The following is an 18,805-nucleotide window of genomic DNA, read 5'->3' as shown; positions in this document are numbered from 1 at the left end:
CCGCTGTGGCTACCGAGCCTACGCCCGCCGTCCAGGCGGCGGACGGCCCGTCCGCGATGCGGGCAGGCGGGCGGGCCGTCGGCGGTGCCGGCCGGACGGGCGGGTGCGCGTCCGGCGCGGGCCGGACGCGCGGGCCGTCCGTGCCATCGGGTCAGGCCGGGGCGATCCCCACCGCCAGCTCCAGGACGTAGGGCTCGACCACCCAGCCGTCGGGGAACTCGGCGGTCATCGCCGCCCGCTCGGCGACCAGCACCGGCTCGCGCTCCGCGGGGCTGAGGGAGGCCATGAACGAGCGGGAGACGAGGTCGGTGAGCACGTGCTCGACGGTGATCCGCCGCTCCCAGCGCAGCACCGCGCGGTCGACCGTCAGTCCGGCCGGGGCGAGCTGGCCGATGAATTCGGCGATCCGGCCGTAGCCGTGGTAGCCGGGCAGCGCGGCGCTCAGCCGCTCGACCCGGGCCCGGAGCCAGGGCACGGTCTCGTCGTGCACGTTCCACCAGGTGGCGAGGGCGCCGCCGGGCCGCAGCACCCGGATCGCCTCGGGGACGGCCCGTTCGGGGTGGGTCCAGTGGAAGGACTGGGCGTAGGTGACCAGGTCGGCGGAGTCGTCGTGGAAGGGCAGGTCGTCGCCGCCGGCCCGGACCAGCGGCAGGCCCGGCGAGGAGGCCAGGAACTGGGCGGCCATGCCCGCGTTGGGCTCGACCGCGACGACGTCGGCGCCGCGCGCGGCCAGCAGCCGGCTGGCGATGCCGGTGCCCGCGCCGACGTCCAGCACCCGGACGTTCTTGAGGCCGCGACCGGACAGCCGCTCCAGCGCGTCGAACAGCTCGTCCGGGTAGCCGGGGCGGCCCCGGTCGTACTCGGGGGCGACCCCGCCGAAGCTCTCGGCGATCTTCCGGAAGTCCTGCTCGTCCGTCATCTATCCCCCTCCGCAAGGAAGTTCGCGCCCAGCCGGGCACGGCTCCTCAGCGTACGCGCGAGGGGGTGGCCAGGTGCAAGCGGGTGAAGGCCAGTGCCTCGGCCAGATCGGCCTCGCGTTCGGCGGGGGACGCGGCGCGGCGGGTGTTGACCTCCAGCACCACGTGGCCGTCGAAGCCGGTCCGGGCCAGGTGTTCCAGCAGTTCGGCGCAGGGCTGCTTGCCGCGGCCCGGGATCAGGTGCTCGTCCTTGCCGGAGCCGCTGCCGTCGGCGAGGTGGATGTGGGCGAGCCGGTCACCCATCCGCTCGACCATCTCGAACGCGTCGATCCGGGAGGTGGCGACGTGCGAGAGGTCGATGGTGAAGTGCCGGTACTCCTCCTCGGTGACGTCCCAGCCCGGCGCGTAGGCCAGCACCTCGCGGTCGCGGTAGCGCCACGGGTACATGTTCTCGACCGCGAACCGGACGTCGGTCTCGCCCGCCATCCGGTTGATGCCCGTCACGAAGTCCCGGGCGTACTGGCGCTGCCAGCGGAACGGCGGGTGCACGACGACGGCGCTCGCGCCGAGCTTCTCGGCCGCCGCCCGGGCCCGGACCAGCTTGGTCCACGGGTCGGTGGTCCACACCCGCTGGGTGATCAGCAGGCAGGGCGCGTGCACGGCCAGGATCGGCAGCTGGTGGGCGTCGGACAGCCGGCGCAGGGCCTCGACGTCCTGGCTGACCGGGTCGTTCCAGACCATCACCTCGACCCCGTCGTAGCCGAGCTTGGCGGCCAGCTCGAAGGCGACGGCGGTGCTCGCCGGGTACACCGAGGCGGTGGAGAGGACCACCTTGGTGTCGGGGATGTGCAGGGCCGGGTGGGAGGGCAGCACCAGCCGGTCGGTGGTGCGCAGCAGCGGCGGGCGGGCGGCGTCGCGCCGGGCGGCCTTGACCGAGCGGACCGACTGGACGGCGGCCTTGGCGGCGCCGGCGGCCCGGGCCGTACGGGTCTCCCGGGGGGCGGCGGTCGCGGCGGCCTTCCGCGTTCCGGGCCGCTTCGTGCCGGGCCTCTTCGGCTTCGGCGCGGGCTTCTCCGGTGCGCGCTTCTCCGGTGCGCGCTCGGCGGACGCGGCCTTCTCCGGTGCGCGCTCGGCGGACGCGGCCTTCTTGGCGCCGGGGTCGGTCGGCGCGGGCCGCTTCGCTGCGGGTTCGGCCGGCTTCTCGGCGGCCTTCCGTGCGGTGGCCTTCCGCCCGGTGCGCTGGGCCGCCTTGGCGACCTTGGCGGCCTGCGCCCCGGTGGCGCCCTTGACCGCCTTGCCCAGCTTGCGGCGCGGGCTGTCCGGCCGCGGCTGCCCGTCCCCGGGAGCGCGGCCCTCCCGCGTCCCGTCCTCACCCGCTGGTTGCACCACGGGAGACAGCGTAAGCGGACCGCGCCCCGAACGGGGACGGATCCCGGGCGACCCCGGCCGGAGCCCCCGGACGGACCCCCACGGCCCCAGGGCCGGTCCTCAAACGCCCGCCTGCGTGGCGACGTGCAGACAGGCCTTACGGCGTGAGCGCCGGGTGGCGGCGGTCGGCGGGGCTGTCCATGGCGTCCAGGCGGCGCAGGATGATGCCCTCGCGCAGCGCCCACGGGCAGACGTCCAGCTCGTCGAGGCCGAACAGGTCCATCGCGGCGTCCGCGACCAGCGCCCCGGCCAGCAGCTGCTTGGCGCGGCCCTCGGAGACGCCGGGGATCTGCGCCCGCTCGTCGACGGTCATCGAGGACAGCCGGGGCAGCCAGGCGGACAGCCCGGTGCGGGTGAGCCGACGGTCGGTGTACGGGCCGGCGTCGGCGGGGGAGGCGCCGGTCATCCGGGCCAGCTGCTTGAAGGTCTTGGAGGTGGCGACCGCGTGCTGCGGCGGGCCGAGCCGGGCGACCTCGCCGACGACGGTGGCGATCTCGGCGCGGATGTGGCGCCTCAGCTCGCGCAGTTCGTCCGGGTCGGCGACGTCACCGGGCAGCCAGCGCGCGGTGAGCCGGCCGGCGCCCAGCGGCAGCGAGCAGGCGACGTCGGGCTGCTCGTCCAGGCCGCAGGCGATCTCCAGCGAGCCGCCGCCGATGTCCAGGTTGAGCAGTCGGCCGGAGGACCAGCCGAACCAGCGGCGGACGGCCAGGAAGGTGAGCCGGGCCTCGTCCTGCCCGGACAGCACCCGCAGCTCCACCCCGGTCTCCGCCGCGACCCGGCGCAGCACCTCCTCGCCGTTGACGGCCTCCCGGATGGCGGAGGTGGCGAACGGCAGGATGTCGACGACGCCCTTGTCCTCCGCGACCCGCAGCGACGAGGCGACGTGGCCGACCAGCCGCTCGATGCCGGCCCCGCTTATCGCGCCGTCGTCGTCCAGCAGCTCGGCCAGGCGCAGTTCGGCCTTGTGCGAGTACGCGGGCAACGGGGCGGCACCCGGATGGGCGTCCACCACGAGGAAGTGGACCGTGTTGGAACCTACGTCGAGTACACCGAGTCGCATAACTCTCCACGCTACGCGATCCGGCCCCGGGCGAGACCGGTCACGACGGTATTCACGCTGGTCCCGCCGGTACCGTGCGCTTCGCCGCTCGTGCCGTCCCTTTCACCGGCCGTACCGCCCGTTTCACCGGCCGTACCCGTGCGTCTCAGTGGCCGCGCGGACCGGCCCGGCGCTCGGTACGGCAGTTGGCGTCCACCCAGCGGCGGGCCGGGCCGGGGGTGTCGGTGATCAGGCCGTCGGCGCCCCGGGCGGACATCAACTGCCAGGACTCCTCGTCGTCGAGCGTCCAGACGTACACCTCGCGGCCCGCCTTGCGCTCGGCGGCGATCCGGGAGGCGCTGGCCAGCGCCGCGTCCAGGGCGATGCCGCGCAGCGGCAGGTCGCCCGGGTCCTCGGCGATCGCGGAGCCCTGGATCAGCACGACCGGCAGCGCGGGCGCGGCGGCGTGGGCCTGGCGCAGGTGCTCGGCCGAGAACGAGTAGAGGACGACCCGGGCGCTGCTGGCGGCGGCGATCCGGGCGATCCGGGTGACGTCCTCGGCGCGCTGCCACTTGATCTCCATCAGCAGGGTGGCGTTGCTGTCGGAGAGGCGCTTGAGCAGTTCCTGCAGGGTCGGGACGGGCTCGGCGGGGCCGGGGCCGACGGTCACCCGCAGGGCGGCGATCTGGACGGCGGTCAGGTCGCCGATGGCGCCCTTGCCGTTGGTGGTGCGGTCCACCGTGGGGTCGTGCATCAGCACCGGGACGCCGTCCCGGGTGGTCTGGACGTCGGTCTCCAGCCAGTCGGCGCCCTGGTCGAGGGCGGTCTCGAAGGAGGCCATGGTGTTCTCGGGGGCGTTGCGCGGGGCACCCCGGTGGCCCACCACCACCGGGGTGTCGCACAGCGGCGGGGCGGCGGCCGACCGGGCCCGCAGCGCGGGTGCGGAGGCGCACCCGGCGGCCAGGACCGCGAGGGCGGCGAGGACGGCCGTCTGGGCGGCGCGGGGCGAGGCGGTCACGGCTCGGTGCTCCAGCTCCTGCTTCGGTTCCTGCTTCGGTGTCGGAGGAATCACATACGAGTCAGTACGGGATCATCAAACCGATCTGACCGCCCGGCAGTGCCGCCCGGTTCCCCTCACCCTGCGCCGACCCGGCCGGCCATCGTCTCCGCGCCGCACCCCACATCACCCGGACGGGTCGCGGCACCCGGCTCACGGCGGTCCGTCCCCCGGCTGCTCGACGATGACGGCCCACCAGTGCTCCGGGTCGTCGAAGACCGTCCCGTCCGCCGCCGAGTAGCGCCCGCTGCAAGGCGTCGACCGCCCGGGCCGGCTCCGCCGGAGCCGGCCCGGCCGAATCGCCGTAAACGCCCCGGCCGCGGGCGGTCGGCAGCGCCCCGAAGGCTCTACCCTTGCCGGGTGGCACCAGCAGAAACGTCCAAGAAGAAGTCCAAGGCCTCCCCCGCCCCCGTCGACCTGGCGATGCCGACCCTGCGCGGCGCGGCCCCGCTCGGCGGGATCCCGCGCGACGAGGTCCCGCTCGACTTCCCGCGGGCCTGGGTCGAGTTCGCCGACCCCGACGACGAGGAGCAGGTGTTCCGCTGTGACCTCACCTGGCTGACCTCCCGCTGGTCGTGCGTCTTCGGCCAGGGCTGCCACGGCATCCGCGAGGGCCGCGGCGAGTCGGACGGCTGCTGCACGCTGGGCGCGCACTACTCGGACGAGGACGACGAGAAGCGCGTCCTCGGGCACGCGGCGCGGCTGACCCCCGAGCTGTGGGAGAACTTCGCGCACGGCACCGACGCCAAGGGCCGGATCACCTCCGACGGCGGCGTCACCATGCTCGACGAGGACGGCGACCGCCAGACCCGCCGGGTGGGCGGCGCCTGCATCTTCGTGAACAGCCCCGGTTTCGCGGGCGGCGCCGGCTGCGCCCTGCACGCGCTGGCGCTCAAGGAGGGCCGGGAGCCGCTGGAGACGAAGCCGGACGTCTGCTGGCAGCTGCCGATCCGCCGCACCTACGACTGGATCGACCGGCCTGACGACACCCGCTACCTGCAGGTCTCGATCGGCGAGTACGACCGCCGCGGCTGGGGCCCGGGCGGCCACGACCTGCACTGGTGGTGCACCGGCAGCCCGGCGGCGCACCAGGGGCCGGACCCGGTGTACGTCAGCTACCGCCCCGAGCTGACCGAGCTGATGGGCAGGGCCGCGTACGACGTGCTGGCCGGCCTGTGCGCGGAGCGGATCGCCACCAAGGGCGACCGCAAGGTGGCCCCGCACCCGGCGGACCCGGTCAAGCGGCCCAAGAAGGCCTGACCCCACCAACGGACCGCAACAGCCCACGCACAACCCGGGAGCAGCCGGGCCCGAACCGGGCCCGGCTGCTCCGTGTCGGCTACTTGTCGATGTCCCCGACCACGAAGAACATCGACCCGAGGATCGCCACCATGTCCGCGACCAGCGTCCCGGGCAGCAGCTCGGTCAGCGCCTGGACGTTGTTGAAGGACGCCGAGCGCAGCTTGAGCCGCCACGGCGTCTTGTCGCCGCGCGAGACCAGGTAGTAGCCGTTGATGCCGAGCGGGTTCTCGGTCCAGGAGTAGGTGCTGCCCTCGGGGGCCTTGAGCACCTTGGGCAGCCGCTGGTTGACCGGGCCGGGCGGCAGGGTGGCGAGCTTGTCGAGGCAGGCCTCCGCGAGGTCCAGCGAGTTGCTCGTCTGCTCCAGCAGGCACTCGAAGCGGGCCAGGCAGTCGCCCTCCTCGCGGGTGACCACGGTGAGCACCTGCCGCAGTTCGTCGGAGTCGTACGCGAGGTAGGGCTCGTCGCGGCGCAGGTCGAGGTCGAGGCCGCTGGCGCGGGCGATCGGGCCGCTGACGCCGTACGCCTCGGCCTGCGCCCGGGTGAGGACGCCGACGCCGGCGGTGCGGGCGCGGAAGATCTCGTTGCCGAGGACGAGGTCCTCGAAGACCGGCAGTTGGGAGCGGACGGTGGCGACGGCGGTGCGGACGCGGCCGAGCCAGCCGGCCGGGAGGTCCTCCTTGAGGCCGCCGACCCGGTTGAACATGTAGTGCATCCGGCCGCCGGAGGCCTCCTCCATGACGTGCTGGAGGTCCTCGCGGCCGGTGAAGGCGTGGAAGATCGGGGTGATGCCGCCGAGTTCCAGCGGGTAGGAGCCGAGGAACATCAGGTGGTTGAGCACCCGGTTGAGTTCGGCGAGCAGGGTGCGGATCCACACTGCCCGCTCGGGGACCTCCATGCCGAGCATCCGCTCGACGCCGAGCACGACGCCGAGTTCGTTGCCGAAGGCGGAGAGCCAGTCGTGCCGGTTGGCCAGCATGATGATCTGCCGGTAGTCGCGGGCCTCGAACAGCTTCTCCGCGCCCCGGTGCATGTAGCCGATCACCGGCTCGGCGGTGATGATCCGCTCGCCGTCGAGCACCAGCCGCAGCCGCAGCACGCCGTGCGTGGCGGGGTGCTGCGGGCCGATGTTGAGCACCATGTCGGTGGTGCCCGCCTCGCCGGTGAAGTTCTCGGCTCCCGCCCCGATGCCGACCGTGGTCTCCCTCATGAGGTCAGAGTCTGCCATCCCGGCATGGATTCCAAGCTTTCCGGTACCGGAGTACGGACGGCCTGGACGAGCCAGCCGAAGCCGCCGAGTCCGGCCGGGTCGGTCAGCTCGGCGCCCTCGCCGGCGCCGCCGAGCGCCCGCAGGTAGCCGGCCGGGTCGGTGGAGGCGAGCGCGAGCGGCGGCCGGGCGCCGCTCACGCCGAGGGCGCGCAGCGCGTCCCGCTGGGTTGTCCACAGGCTGTGGAGGCCGGACACGGCGGCGGAGTCGAGGGCGACGTGCGCGGTGACGTCGCAGGAGCCGTCCGGCACCGGGGCCACCTCTCGGCCGTCCCGGAAACCGGCGAGGGTGCCGAACGGCGGGCGCCGGTCGGCGGTGTGCCCGTAGTCGACGGCGACGGCCAGGCCGCGGTCCAGCCCGGCGACGGCCCGCGCCCAGGCGGCGTCCCGGGGGGCGCCGAACTCGACCAGGTCCCCGGGCTCGCGGGCCGGCCACCAGCGCCCGGCCCAGGCCGCGTCGGCCGCCGAGACCGGCTCGCCGAGCCGCTCCTCGCCGGTCGCGGTGTCCACCTCCCGGTAGCGCAGCACCCCCTCCTCGTCCACCTCGCCCGCGTCCAGCGGCACGTTGTCCAGCCATTCGTTGGCGAACAGCAGCCCGGTGAGGCCCCGCGGCACCTCGTCCGTCCACAGGGCTGTGGACGGCAGGCCCGCTGGGCGGTCGGCGATCTCCACGCCGTACGGGCGCAGCCGCGCCAGCACCCCGGCGGGCAGTTCGGCCAGCACCCCGGTGAGCAGCTCCCCGCGCCCGGCCCCGACGTCGACGAAGGCCAGCTCCTCCGGACGGCCGAGGGCCGCGTCAACCTCCAGCAGCAGTCCGGCCACCGCACGGGCGAACCGTCGCGAGGCGTGCACCGAGGTGCGGAAGTGCCCGGCGGGGCCCTCCGGCCTGCGGTAGAAGCCGCCGTCCGGGTCGTACAGGGCCTGTGCCATGGCGGGCGCCCACCGCATCCAAGTCATAGCGCGCGACGCTACCCGGAGCCGGGCGGGCCCTCCCCACCGGTACGGTGCGTCTCCGACCTACGGAGTAGGACGGATCGCCCTACCGGCGGACCTGGGCACACCGCGTGACTGCCTACGCTGGAGTTGTGCATCGACTCAACGCCTGGCTCCGCCGTCACCCCATGGTGGTCGACGCCGCCTGGGCAGCGATCGTGCTGTTCCTCGGCCTGCTGCCGAACGACAACTTCCCCGAGGGCTGGCGCTTCGACGCGCAGATCCTGATCGCGGTGCTGCTGCCGGCCCTGATGGTCGTCCGCCGACGCTTCCCCGACGTCACCGTGGCCGCCGCCACCGGGGTGGGACTGGGCCAGGTGGCCGCCGACGTCGACCCGGCCGCCTCCTCCCTCGCCTACCTGGTCTTCGCCTACACCGGCGCCGCCTTCGGCCAGAAGTGGACGTCCCGGCTGGCGCTGGTCGCCGGGCTGGCCGCCGGGCCGCTGGCGTTCTGGCGGATCCACCCGGAGAAGACCGTCCCCAGCGGCAACGGGGACTTCCACACCCGCCCGTACACCTTCAGCGAGGCGGCGGTCTACGCACTGCTGATGACCACCCCGTTCATCCTGTGCTGGGCGTGGGGCCGGCTGACCAGGGTGCGCCGCGCCTACCTGACCGAGCTGGAGGACCGCGCCGCCCGGCTGGAGCGCGAGCGGGACGCCCAGGCCAAGGTGGCGGTCGCCGCCGAGCGCGCCCGGATCGCCCGCGAGCTGCACGACGTCGTCGCGCACAACGTCTCGGTGATGATCGTCCAGGCCGACGGCGCCGCGTACGTGCTGGACAACTCGCCGCAGCAGGCGAAGGAGGCGCTCAGCACCATCGCGTCCACCGGCCGGCAGGCGCTGGTCGAGATGCGCCGTCTGCTGGGCGTGCTGCGCACCGCCGACACCGCCGAGGAGTACGTGCCGCAGCCGGGCGTCGAGGAGCTGCCCGAGCTGCTGGAGCAGGTCCGCACGGCCGGGCTGCAGGTGGACTACGCGACCTCCGGGCATCCGCGCGAGCTGCCGCGCGGCGTCGAGCTGACGGTCTACCGGATCGTCCAGGAGGCGCTGACCAACGTCCGCAAGCACGGCGGCCCCGACGTGCACGCCCGGGTCGCGGTCGACTTCGGCGAGCGCGAGCTGGCCGTCCTGGTCGAGGACGACGGCCGCGGCAGCACCGACGAGCAACTGGCCACCGGCGGTGTGGACGGCCTCGGCCACGGCCTGATCGGCATGCGCGAGCGGGTCGGCATGGTCAGCGGCAGCCTCGACGTGGGCCCCCGCCCCGGCGGCGGCTTCCGGATCCGCGCCGTCCTGCCGCTCAAGGCGGCCCACTAACCCCCCTCCGTCGCCCCGACGCCCCCCGAAGGAGCCACCTTGACCATCCGCGTGATGCTCGTCGACGACCAGGAACTGCTGCGCACCGGATTCCGGATGATCCTGCAGTCGCAGGGCGACATCGAGATCGCCGCCGAGGCGGGCGACGGCGCCCAGGCCCTGGAACGGCTGCGGCACACCCAGGTGGACGTGATCCTGATGGACGTCCGGATGCCGCGCCTGGACGGGGTGCAGACCACCCGCCGGATCTGCCTGGCCGAGGACGGCAGCCCGCTGCCCGACGCCCCGCACGTGCTCATCCTGACCACCTTCGACCTGGACGAGTACGCCTTCGCCGCGCTCAAGGCCGGCGCCAGCGGCTTCCTGCTCAAGGACGTGCCGCCGACCGAGCTGGTGGCCGCGATCCGCGCGGTGCACGGCGGGGACGCCGTGGTCGCGCCGACCACCACCCGCCGCATGATCGACCGCTTCGCCGAGGTGCTGCCCACCCCGCAGAACGCACCCGGCCAGGACGTCCTCGGCCCGCTGACCGAGCGCGAGCGGGAGGTGTTCCTGCTGGTCGCCCAGGGTCTGTCGAACGGCGAGATCGCGGCCCGGCTGGTGCTCTCCGAGGCCACCGTGAAGACCCACGTCGGCCGGATCCTGGCCAAGCTCGGCCTGCGCGACCGGGTCCAGGCCGTGGTGCTCGCCTACGAGGCCGGGCTGATCCGGGCCGGGGCGACGGACTGAGCACCCGTCGAGGACCGGCTGAGCGCCCGTAGAATGGCGCGGTACGTCCGGTACCCGAAGAGGACCGGAACGAGGAGTTAAGGACGAGGGCCGGGCCGTGAACACGTCCGACAGTGCCGACCGCGCCGCCTACGGCGACTTCGCCCCGCTCGCCGACGGCTTCGGCGACCCGGGCGACCCCGGCAACCGCCCGGCCCGGCTGGCCGTCGGCGTGGTCGGCACCGGCCGGGTCGGCCCGGCGCTGGGCGCCGCCCTGCGCCTCGCCGGGCACACCGTGGTCGCCGCCTCCGGGGTGTCCACCACCTCCCGCCGCCGCGCCGAGGCGCTGCTGCCCGGGGTGCGGATCGTCACCCCGCCGCAGGTGCTGGCCGCCGCCGACCTGGTGCTGCTCACCGTGCCGGACGACGCGCTGGCCGACCTGGTGGCCGGCCTCGCCGCGACCGGCGCCGTCCGTCCCGGGCAGCTGCTGGTGCACACCTCCGGCGCGCACGGCGTCGGCATCCTGGAGCCCGCCACCCTGGCCGGGGCACTGCCGCTGGCGCTGCACCCGGCGATGACCTTCACCGGCACCTCCGTCGACCTGGACCGGCTGGCCGGCTGCCCGTTCGGGGTGACCGCCCCCGAGGAGCTGCGGCCGGTCGCCGAGGCGCTGGTGGTGGAGATGGGCGGCGAGCCGGAGTGGGTGCCGGAGGACGTCCGCCCGCTCTACCACACGGCCCTCGCGCACGGCGCGAACCACCTGGTCACCCTGGTCGCGCAGGCGATGGACCTGCTGCGCACCGCCGGCGTCGCCGAGCCCGGCCGGCTGCTCGGCCCGCTGCTCGGCGCCGCCCTGGACAACAGCCTGCGCTCCGGCGACGCGGCCCTCACCGGACCGGTCGCCCGGGGCGACGCGGGGACCGTACGGCGCCACCTGGCGCAGCTCAGTACGGTGTCCCCGGACATCCCGGCGGCCTACCGGGCGATGGCCCGCGCCACCGCCCAGCGGGCGGTGGCGAACGGAACCCTCTCGACCGACTCCGCGGCCGCCGTGCTGGACGCCCTCGACGAGGAGAAACGCCAGTGACTCCGCCCCGGCCGAGACCGGGCTTCCCACCCGGCCGCCGGAGCGGCCTCATGACGGACAAGCCCTGCCCGGTGCGTCACCGCACGGGACGGAGCGCAACAAGGCGGCGGAACCTCGCGCAGCCGATGAGCGAAGGAGTGCAGGAATGGCGGGCAAGGCCCAGCGAAGCAAGCCCCAGCGGGCGCCGAAGGTCCACCGGGCCGTCGTCACCCACACCGTGGACGACTTCGAGGCCGCGTTCTGGCCGGACGAGCGACCGGTCGACAACGCCGTCGTGATGACCATGGGCGCGCTGCACGAGGGCCACGCCGCCCTGATCCGGGCCGCCCGCAAGCAGGTCGGCCAGGACGGCCGGGTGGCGGTGACGGTCTTCGTCAACCCGCTGCAGTTCGGCCCGGCCGAGGACCTGGAGCGCTACCCGCGCTCCCTGGACGAGGACGTGCGGCTGGCCGAGGAGAACGGCGCCGACGTGGTGTTCGCGCCCTCCGTCGACGAGGTGTACCCGAACGGCGAGCCGCAGGTGCGCCTGTCGGCCGGCCCGATGGGCGAACGCTTCGAGGGCGCCACCCGCCCCGGCCACTTCGACGGCGTGCTGACGGTGGTGGCCAAGCTGCTGCACATCACCGACCCGGACTTCGCCTTCTTCGGCGAGAAGGACGCCCAGCAGCTGGCGGTCATCCAGCGGATGGTCGCCGACCTGGACTTCGACGTCGAGATCGTCGGGGTGCCGACCGCCCGCGAGGAGGACGGGCTGGCGCGCTCCTCGCGCAACCGCTACCTCTCCGCCGAGGAGCGCGAGCAGGCCCTCGCCCTCTCCAAGGCCCTGTTCGCCGGCCGGGACGCGGCCGCCCAGGGCCCCAAGGCCGTCCGCGAGGCCGCCTCGGCGGTCCTGGACGCGGCCGGGGGTGTCACCCTTGACTACCTCGCCTTGATCGACCCGCACGCCTTCACCGAGGCGGCGGAGGACTTCCAGGGCGAGGCGGTGCTGGCCGTCGCCGCGACGGTGGGCACCACCCGCCTGATCGACAACGTCCGCATCATCGTCCGCTAGTCCGCCAGGACCCCGTCCCCACCGTCGTCCGGCAGCTCGTTCCCCCAGGCATGCACTCACAGGAGGCGTGACCCCATGCTCCGCACCATGCTCAAGTCCAAGATCCACCGGGCCACCGTGACCCAGGCCGACCTGCACTACGTCGGCTCGGTCACGGTGGACGAGGACCTGCTCGACGCCGCCGACCTGCTCCCCGGCGAGCTGGTCCACATCGTCGACATCAACAACGGCGCCCGGCTGGAGACCTACACCATCGCCGGCCCGCGCGGCTCCGGCGTGATCGGCATCAACGGCGCCGCCGCCCGTCTGGTCCACCCCGGCGACCTCGTCATACTCATCGCCTACGGGCAGATGGACACGGCCGAGGCCAAGGGCTACGAGCCGCGGATCGTCTTCGTGGACGAGCGGAACCGGATCACCGGCCTGGGCGGCGACCCGGCCGAGGCCTCGGAGGGCACCGGACTGCTCCGCGGCGACAAGGCGTACGGTGACGGCAACGGCGCGGCCCCGACCGCCGCGCGCTGAAGGAGCCACTGACGTCATGTCCGCCACGCATCGCCTCACCGCCCCCGCCCCCGGCTGGACCGCCACCACCGACGTGGTCGTGGTCGGCTCCGGGGTGGCCGGTCTCACCGTCGCCCTCAACGTCCGCAAGGCCGGCCTGCGGGCCATGGTGGTCACCAAGGCGATGCTGGACGAGGGCTCGACCCGCTGGGCCCAGGGCGGCATCGCGGCCGCCCTGGGCGAGGGGGACTCCCCCGAGCAGCACCTGGACGACACCCTGGTGGCCGGCGCCGGGGTCTGTGACGAGGAGGCCGTCCGCACCCTGGTCACCGAGGGCCCGGACGCCGTCCGCCGGCTGATCGCCACCGGCGCCCTGTTCGACCGGGGCGAGGACGGCGAGATCCTGCTGACCCGCGAGGGCGGCCACCACCGCCGCCGGATCGTCCACGCGGGCGGGGACGCGACCGGCGCCGAGATATCGCGCGCCCTGGTCTCCGCCGTCCGCACCGACCCCGACATCGAGCTGATCGAGCACGCGCTCGTCCTCGACCTGCTGACCGACGCCGAGGGCCACGCCGCCGGGCTGACCCTGCACGTGATGGGCGAGGGCCAGCGCGACGGCGTCGGCGCCGTCCGGGCCCGCGCGGTGGTGCTCGCCACCGGCGGCATGGGCCAGGTCTTCTCCGCCACCACCAACCCGGCGGTCTCCACCGGCGACGGCGTGGCCCTGGCCCTGCGGGCCGGCGCCGCCGTCACCGACCTGGAGTTCGTCCAGTTCCACCCCACCGTGCTCTGGCTCGGCCCGGACGCCGAGGGCCAGCAGCCGCTGGTCTCCGAGGCGGTCCGCGGCGAGGGCGCCCACCTGGTCGACGCGGACGGCGTCCGCTTCATGGTCGGGCAGCACGAGCTGGCCGAGCTGGCCCCGCGCGACATCGTCGCCAAGGCGATCACCCGGCGCATGCAGGAGCAGGGCGCCGAGCACATGTACCTGGACGGGCGGCACTTCGGCGCCGAGATGTGGGAGCACCGCTTCCCCACCATCCTCGCCTCCTGCCGCGCGCACGGCATCGACCCGGTCACCGAACCGATCCCGGTCGCCCCGGCCGCCCACCACGCCTCCGGCGGCATCCGCACCGACCCTCGGGGCCGCACCAGCGTTCCGGGCCTGTACGCCTGCGGCGAGGTCGCCTGCACCGGGGTGCACGGCGCCAACCGGCTGGCCTCCAACTCGCTGCTGGAGGGCCTGGTCTTCGCCGAGCGGATCGCCGCCGACCTGGCCGGCCGGCACACGGCCGGCGAGCTGCCCGAGCGCACGGTGGACGTCGCCACGGCGCGGGCCGCGCAGGCGGTGCCGCTGCCGCCGTCCGAGGCCCGGGCCGAGATCCAGCGGCTGATGTCGCGCGGCGCGGGCGTGGTGCGCTCGGCCGCCTCGATGGCCGACACCGCCGCCGGGCTGGCCCTGCTCGCCGAGCAGGCCCACTTCCACGTGGCCGAGGAGAAGCCGGCCGACCCCCGGGTGGAGACCTGGGAGGCCGCCAACCTGCTGCTGGTCGCCACCGCGCTGGTCGCGGCCGCCGCGCAGCGCGAGGAGACCCGCGGCTGCCACTGGCGCGAGGACTTCCCCGAGCGCGACGACGCCCACTGGCGGCGCCACCTGATCACCACCCTCACCGCCTCCGGCGACCCCGTCAGCACCCCTGAGGAGCAGTAGAACCATGACCCACTCCCACGAGGAACTCCCCCTGGCCGACGACCAGGGCGGCTGCGGCGACGGCTGCGCCTGCGGGGACGGCGAGGGCTACGAGACCGGCCTGGACCCGCAGCTGGCCGAGCTGCTGGAGCAGGCCGGACTGGACCCGATCGAGGTCGAGGACATCGCCACCCTGGCGCTGGCCGAGGACCTGGCCGGCGGCGAGGACGTCACCTCGGTGGCCACCGTGCCCGCCGAGGCCGTCGCCACCGCCGACTTCACCGCCCGCCAGGCCGGCGTGGTGGCCGGCCTGCGGGTCGCCGAGGCGGTCGTCTCGCTGGTCTGCGAGGAGGAGTTCGAGGTCGAGCGGCACGTCCAGGACGGCGACCGGGTCGAGGCCGGCCAGGTGCTGCTCTCGGTCCGCTCCCGCACCCGCGACCTGCTCACCGCCGAGCGCAGCGCGCTCAACCTGCTCTGCCACCTGTCCGGCATCGCCACCGCGACCCGCGCCTGGGCGGACGCCCTGGAGGGCACCGGCGCCGTCGTCCGGGACACCCGCAAGACCACCCCGGGCCTGCGCTCGCTGGAGAAGTTCGCGGTGCGCTGCGGCGGCGGCGCCAACCACCGGATGGCGCTGTCCGACGCCGCCCTGGTCAAGGACAACCACGTGGTCGCGGCCGGCGGCGTGGCCGAGGCGTTCCGGGCCGTCAAGGCCGCCTACCCCGACCTGCCGGTCGAGGTCGAGGTCGACACCCTGGAGCAGATCCCGCCGGTGCTGGAGGCCGGCGCCGACCTGATCCTGCTGGACAACTTCCCCGTCGCGCAGCTCAAGGAGGCCGTCGAGCTGGTGTCCGGGCGGGCGAAGCTGGAGGCCTCCGGCGGTCTGACCCTGGCCACCGCGCGCGAGGTCGCCCAGACTGGTGTCGACTACCTGGCCGTGGGCGCGCTCACCCACTCCGCGCCGATCCTGGACATCGGCCTCGACCTGCGCGCCTGACCTTCGTCCCGACTCGCAGAAAGCGCCCCATGCTCCTCACCATCGACGTCGGCAACACCCAGACCACGCTCGGCCTGTTCGACGGCGAGGAAGTGGTCGAACACTGGCGGATCTCCACCGACCCGCGCCGCACGGCCGATGAACTGGCGGTGCTGCTGCAGGGGTTGATGGGCAACCACACCGCGGTGCGGGAGGCCTCGGTGGAGGGCCTGGCGATCTGCTCGTCCGTTCCCGCCGTGCTCCACGAGCTCCGCGAGGTGACCCGCCGCTACTACGGCGACGTCCCCGCGGTGATCGTGGAGCCCGGCGTGAAGACCGGGGTGCACGTCCTGATGGACAACCCCAAGGAGGTCGGCGCCGACCGGATCGTGAACGCGCTGGCCGCCAACCACCTGTACGGCGGCCCGTGCATCGTGGTCGACTTCGGCACCGCCACCACCTTCGACGCCGTCAACGCCCGCGGCGACTACGTGGGCGGCGCGATCGCCCCCGGCATCGAGATCTCGGTGGAGGCGCTCGGCGTCCGCGGCGCCCAGCTGCGCAAGATCGAGCTGGCCCGGCCGCGCAACGTGATCGGCAAGAACACCGTCGAGGGCATGCAGTCCGGCATCCTGTACGGCTTCGCGGGCCAGGTCGACGGCCTGGTCGACCGGATGGCCAAGGAACTCGCCAAGGACCCGGACGACGTCCAGGTGATCGCCACCGGCGGCCTGGCCCCGCTGGTCCTCGGCGAGGCCACCACCATCGACGTCCACGAGCCCTGGCTCACCCTGATCGGCCTGCGCCTGGTCTACGAGCGCAACCGCCCCACCACCTGAGCAGGCCTCAGGACCCCCGCCCCAGGACGTCCTCCCACTCCGGCGGCCGATTCCACCGGGCCGAACGCGGGGCGTCGGCGCGACGTTACCGACAAATCGGATATTCCTCACGTAGTGTCAGCCCATGCCTACGCCACACGGATCGCGCGGCGGCATGGCCTTCAGCGCCGACGAAGTCCGCGTGCTGCGCCGCGCCCTCGCCCAAGCCCTCCACCCCGCCGTCCCCGTCCACCTCCAGGGGCCCGACCGTCCGGTGTTCGCCGGTCCGGGCGCCGAGCTGTGGGCGGAGGACGTCCAGGACGCGCTGCGTCTGACCGAGGCGATCGACGAGGCCGTCCAGGAGGGCGGCCGACTGCGCGCCTTCCTGCTCGCCGACCTCGGGCGCTACCGGGCCGCCCTGCCCGGCAGCGCCCCCGGCTACCTGGAGCGTCTGGAGGAGGCCGTGACCGACGGCTACCTGCCCGGCCCCGAGGACCTCACCGCGCTGCGCGGGCTGACCCGCCAGCCCTGCGGCCACAGCGAACGCGCCCGCCGCTCCCGGCTGGCCGGCCGTTGCCACGCGCTGGCCGAGGCCGCCGTCCGCGAGCGGCTCGCCCTCACCACCGGGCAGCACCGCCACCTCGTCGCCGTACCGAGCCCCGCCGCACCCCCGAGCAGTTTCCCCACCCCTCTTGGAGGACGGATCACGATGAGCAGCACCGACTCCCCCGCCGAGCGGCCCGCCGCCCCCCAGACCCCGCCCCGGACGCGCCGGATGCCCACCCCGGCCGAACTCTTCGGCCGCCGCCCCAAGCCCCCCACCCACCCCACGCCCCCCGCCACCCCGGCCCCCGACGACATCGAACTCGCCACCGGCACGGGCTGAGCCGCCCCCGCCCGTGAGGGGAGACCGCCGACGCGGTCTCCCCTCTTGCGTTATCCCGTGGCGGAGCACGGTGTGTGGCTGGCTACCCTTGTGGGGTGAGCGATCAGAGCCCCATCCCCGCGACCGACGACCTTCCCGAGCAGATGCGCGTCCGGCGCGAGAAGCTGGACCGGCTTCGGGCGGCCGGTGTCGACCCCTACCCGGTCGGCTTCCCCCGGACCAGCACCATCGCTGACCTGCGCGCCAAGCACCCGGACCTGGAGCCCGACACCGCGACCGGCGAGCGGGCCGGCGTCGCCGGCCGGGTGATCCTCTCCCGCACCGGCGGCAAGCTCTGCTTCGCCACGCTGCGCGACGGCACCGGCGACCTCCAGGTGATGTTCTCCCTGGACAAGCTGGGCGCGGAGCGGCTGGCGGCCTGGAAGGCGGACATCGACCTGGGCGACCAGGTCGGCGTCGAGGGCGAGGTGATCACCTCCAAGCGCGGCGAGCTGTCGGTGATGGTGGACCGCTGGGAGCTCACCGCCAAGTGCCTGCGCCCGCTGCCGGACAAGCACAAGGGCCTGACCGACCCGGAGGCCCGGGTCCGCCAGCGGTACGTCGACCTGATCGTCAACCCCGAGGCCCGCGAGATCCTGCACCTGCGCAGCAAGGTGGTCCGCTCGATCCGCCGCACCTACGAGGACCGCGGCTACATCGAGGTCGAGACCCCGATGCTGCAGCCGGTGCACGGCGGCGCCAACGCGCGCCCGTTCAAGACGCACATCAACGCGTACGACATCGACCTCTACCTGCGCATCGCCCCCGAGCTGTACCTCAAGCGGCTGGTGGTCGGCGGCGCCGAGAAGGTCTTCGAGATCAACCGCAACTTCCGCAACGAGGGCGCGGACTCCACCCACAACCCGGAGTTCACCTCGCTGGAGTCGTACGAGGCGTACGGCGACTACGACACCCAGGCCGAGCTGATCCGCGAGACGATCGTGAACGCGGCCCGGGACGCGCTGGGCACCACGGTCATCAAGGGCGTGGACGCGCACGGCGTGGAGCACGAGATCGACCTGGCCGAGCCGTGGGAGGAGGTCTCCGTCTACCCGGGCATCTCCGCCCACCTGGGCGTCGAGGTCACTCCGGAGACCGGCGTCGAGGAGCTGCGCAAGCTGGCCTTCGACCACGGCATCCCGTTCGAGAAGGACTGGGGCCACGGCCAGATCGTGCTGGAGATGGTCGAGCGCCTGCTGGAGGAGAACGCCGTCCGGCCGACCTTCATCAAGGACTACCCGACCGAGGTCTCCCCGCTGACCCGCCAGCACCGCTCGGTGCCGGGCGTGGCCGAGAAGTGGGACCTGGTGATCTTCGGGACCGAGATCGGCACCGCCTACTCCGAGCTGGTCGACCCGGTCGAGCAGCGCGCCCGCCTGACCGCGCAGTCCCTGCTGGCGGCCGGCGGCGACGTCGAGGCGATGCAGATCGACGAGGACTTCCTGCGGGCCCTGGAGTACGCGATGCCGCCGACCGGTGGCCTCGGCCTCGGGGTGGACCGCCTGATCATGCTGCTGACCGGCAAGAACATCCGGGAGACCGTGCTCTTCCCGCTGGTGAAGCCGGAGGCGAAGGCTTCCGCCGTGACGGCGGAGAAGACCGAGGAGGAGTGACCTGATGGACTACGTCAGCGCGATCGTGCCGCCGCTGGTCATGGCGATCGGCTTCGGATTCCTGGTGCGGGCCATCATCCGCAGCCAGGGCGGAGCCCAGAAGGCCAAGGAAGAC

At 74.1% G+C, this 18,805-nt stretch carries 17 protein-coding genes; 11 read left to right on the top strand and 6 right to left on the bottom strand.

Annotated elements, in window-relative coordinates; translation table 11 throughout:
• Positions 1-151 precede the first annotated feature (151 nt).
• The 4 genes from ACIOJE_RS01370 to ACIOJE_RS01355 form a co-directional block, all read right to left on the bottom strand.
• Complete coding sequence (locus ACIOJE_RS01370) at positions 152-919, bottom strand: class I SAM-dependent methyltransferase (RefSeq protein ID WP_280675478.1); 768 nt, start codon at positions 917-919, stop codon at positions 152-154.
• Positions 920-965: 46 nt separating this feature from the next.
• Positions 966-1,769 (bottom strand): sugar phosphate isomerase/epimerase, encoded by an 804-nt coding sequence (locus ACIOJE_RS01365; protein ID WP_280675795.1) that lies wholly within the window; start codon positions 1,767-1,769, stop codon positions 966-968.
• A gap of 673 nt (positions 1,770-2,442) precedes the next feature.
• Positions 2,443-3,405 (bottom strand): Ppx/GppA phosphatase family protein, encoded by a 963-nt coding sequence (locus tag ACIOJE_RS01360; protein WP_280675480.1) that lies wholly within the window; start codon positions 3,403-3,405, stop codon positions 2,443-2,445.
• A 145-nt stretch (positions 3,406-3,550) separates the two neighbouring features.
• Positions 3,551-4,402, bottom strand: a complete 852-nt coding sequence (locus tag ACIOJE_RS01355; protein WP_400772588.1) for a glycerophosphodiester phosphodiesterase — start codon at positions 4,400-4,402, stop codon at positions 3,551-3,553.
• 462 nt (positions 4,403-4,864) lie between these two features.
• On the opposite strand from ACIOJE_RS01355, the gene ACIOJE_RS01350 reads away from it, so the two are divergent.
• Positions 4,865-5,701, top strand: a complete 837-nt coding sequence (locus tag ACIOJE_RS01350; RefSeq protein WP_280675797.1) for a hypothetical protein — start codon at positions 4,865-4,867, stop codon at positions 5,699-5,701.
• A gap of 79 nt (positions 5,702-5,780) precedes the next feature.
• On the opposite strand, the gene ACIOJE_RS01345 is transcribed toward ACIOJE_RS01350, so the two are convergent.
• A complete protein-coding gene (locus ACIOJE_RS01345) occupies positions 5,781-6,950 on the bottom strand; it encodes an NADH-quinone oxidoreductase subunit D (RefSeq protein ID WP_280675484.1) in 1,170 nt (389 codons plus the stop codon).
• Positions 6,947-7,963: an SAM-dependent methyltransferase gene (locus ACIOJE_RS01340; protein ID WP_400772586.1), complete on the bottom strand. Its 1,017-nt coding sequence runs from the start codon at positions 7,961-7,963 to the stop codon at positions 6,947-6,949. The genes ACIOJE_RS01345 and ACIOJE_RS01340 overlap by 4 nt, the downstream gene beginning before the upstream one ends.
• A gap of 164 nt (positions 7,964-8,127) precedes the next feature.
• Between ACIOJE_RS01340 and ACIOJE_RS01335 the strand changes: the two genes are divergently transcribed.
• The 10 genes from ACIOJE_RS01335 to lysX all read left to right on the top strand — a co-directional run bounded on the left by ACIOJE_RS01335 (position 8,128) and on the right by lysX (position 18,690).
• Positions 8,128-9,318 carry a sensor histidine kinase gene (locus ACIOJE_RS01335; RefSeq protein ID WP_400772811.1) on the top strand — a complete coding sequence of 397 codons (1,191 nt, stop codon included), beginning with the start codon at positions 8,128-8,130 and terminating at the stop codon, positions 9,316-9,318.
• A gap of 39 nt (positions 9,319-9,357) precedes the next feature.
• Positions 9,358-10,047: a response regulator gene (locus ACIOJE_RS01330; protein WP_400772584.1), complete on the top strand. Its 690-nt coding sequence runs from the start codon at positions 9,358-9,360 to the stop codon at positions 10,045-10,047.
• A gap of 199 nt (positions 10,048-10,246) precedes the next feature.
• Complete coding sequence (locus ACIOJE_RS01325; RefSeq protein WP_280675799.1) at positions 10,247-11,113, top strand: Rossmann-like and DUF2520 domain-containing protein; 867 nt, start codon at positions 10,247-10,249, stop codon at positions 11,111-11,113.
• A 145-nt stretch (positions 11,114-11,258) separates the two neighbouring features.
• On the top strand, positions 11,259-12,164 hold the full coding sequence (gene panC / locus ACIOJE_RS01320) for a pantoate--beta-alanine ligase (protein ID WP_400772582.1): 906 nt from the start codon (positions 11,259-11,261) through the stop codon (positions 12,162-12,164).
• Positions 12,165-12,239: 75 nt separating this feature from the next.
• Positions 12,240-12,689 carry an aspartate 1-decarboxylase gene (gene panD / locus ACIOJE_RS01315; RefSeq protein WP_400772580.1) on the top strand — a complete coding sequence of 150 codons (450 nt, stop codon included), beginning with the start codon at positions 12,240-12,242 and terminating at the stop codon, positions 12,687-12,689.
• A gap of 16 nt (positions 12,690-12,705) precedes the next feature.
• Entirely contained in the window at positions 12,706-14,379 is a 1,674-nt protein-coding gene (locus ACIOJE_RS01310; RefSeq protein ID WP_400772579.1) for an L-aspartate oxidase, read from the top strand.
• Positions 14,380-14,383: 4 nt separating this feature from the next.
• Positions 14,384-15,355, top strand: a complete 972-nt coding sequence (nadC, locus tag ACIOJE_RS01305; protein ID WP_280675498.1) for a carboxylating nicotinate-nucleotide diphosphorylase — start codon at positions 14,384-14,386, stop codon at positions 15,353-15,355.
• A 29-nt stretch (positions 15,356-15,384) separates the two neighbouring features.
• On the top strand, positions 15,385-16,173 hold the full coding sequence (locus ACIOJE_RS01300) for a type III pantothenate kinase (RefSeq protein WP_280675500.1): 789 nt from the start codon (positions 15,385-15,387) through the stop codon (positions 16,171-16,173).
• Positions 16,174-16,297: 124 nt separating this feature from the next.
• On the top strand, positions 16,298-17,038 hold the full coding sequence (locus ACIOJE_RS01295) for a hypothetical protein (protein WP_280675502.1): 741 nt from the start codon (positions 16,298-16,300) through the stop codon (positions 17,036-17,038).
• Positions 17,039-17,133: 95 nt separating this feature from the next.
• Entirely contained in the window at positions 17,134-18,690 is a 1,557-nt protein-coding gene (lysX, locus tag ACIOJE_RS01290; protein WP_280675504.1) for a bifunctional lysylphosphatidylglycerol synthetase/lysine--tRNA ligase LysX, read from the top strand.
• The last annotated feature ends 115 nt before the right edge of the window (positions 18,691-18,805 follow it).

Origin of the sequence: Kitasatospora sp. NPDC087861, from assembly GCF_044742585.1 — a bacterium.
Taxonomy (GTDB): Bacteria; Actinomycetota; Actinomycetes; order Streptomycetales; family Streptomycetaceae; genus Kitasatospora.
Note: the sequence above shows the minus strand (reverse complement) of the source record. Positions and strands in the feature narration are given on the sequence as shown.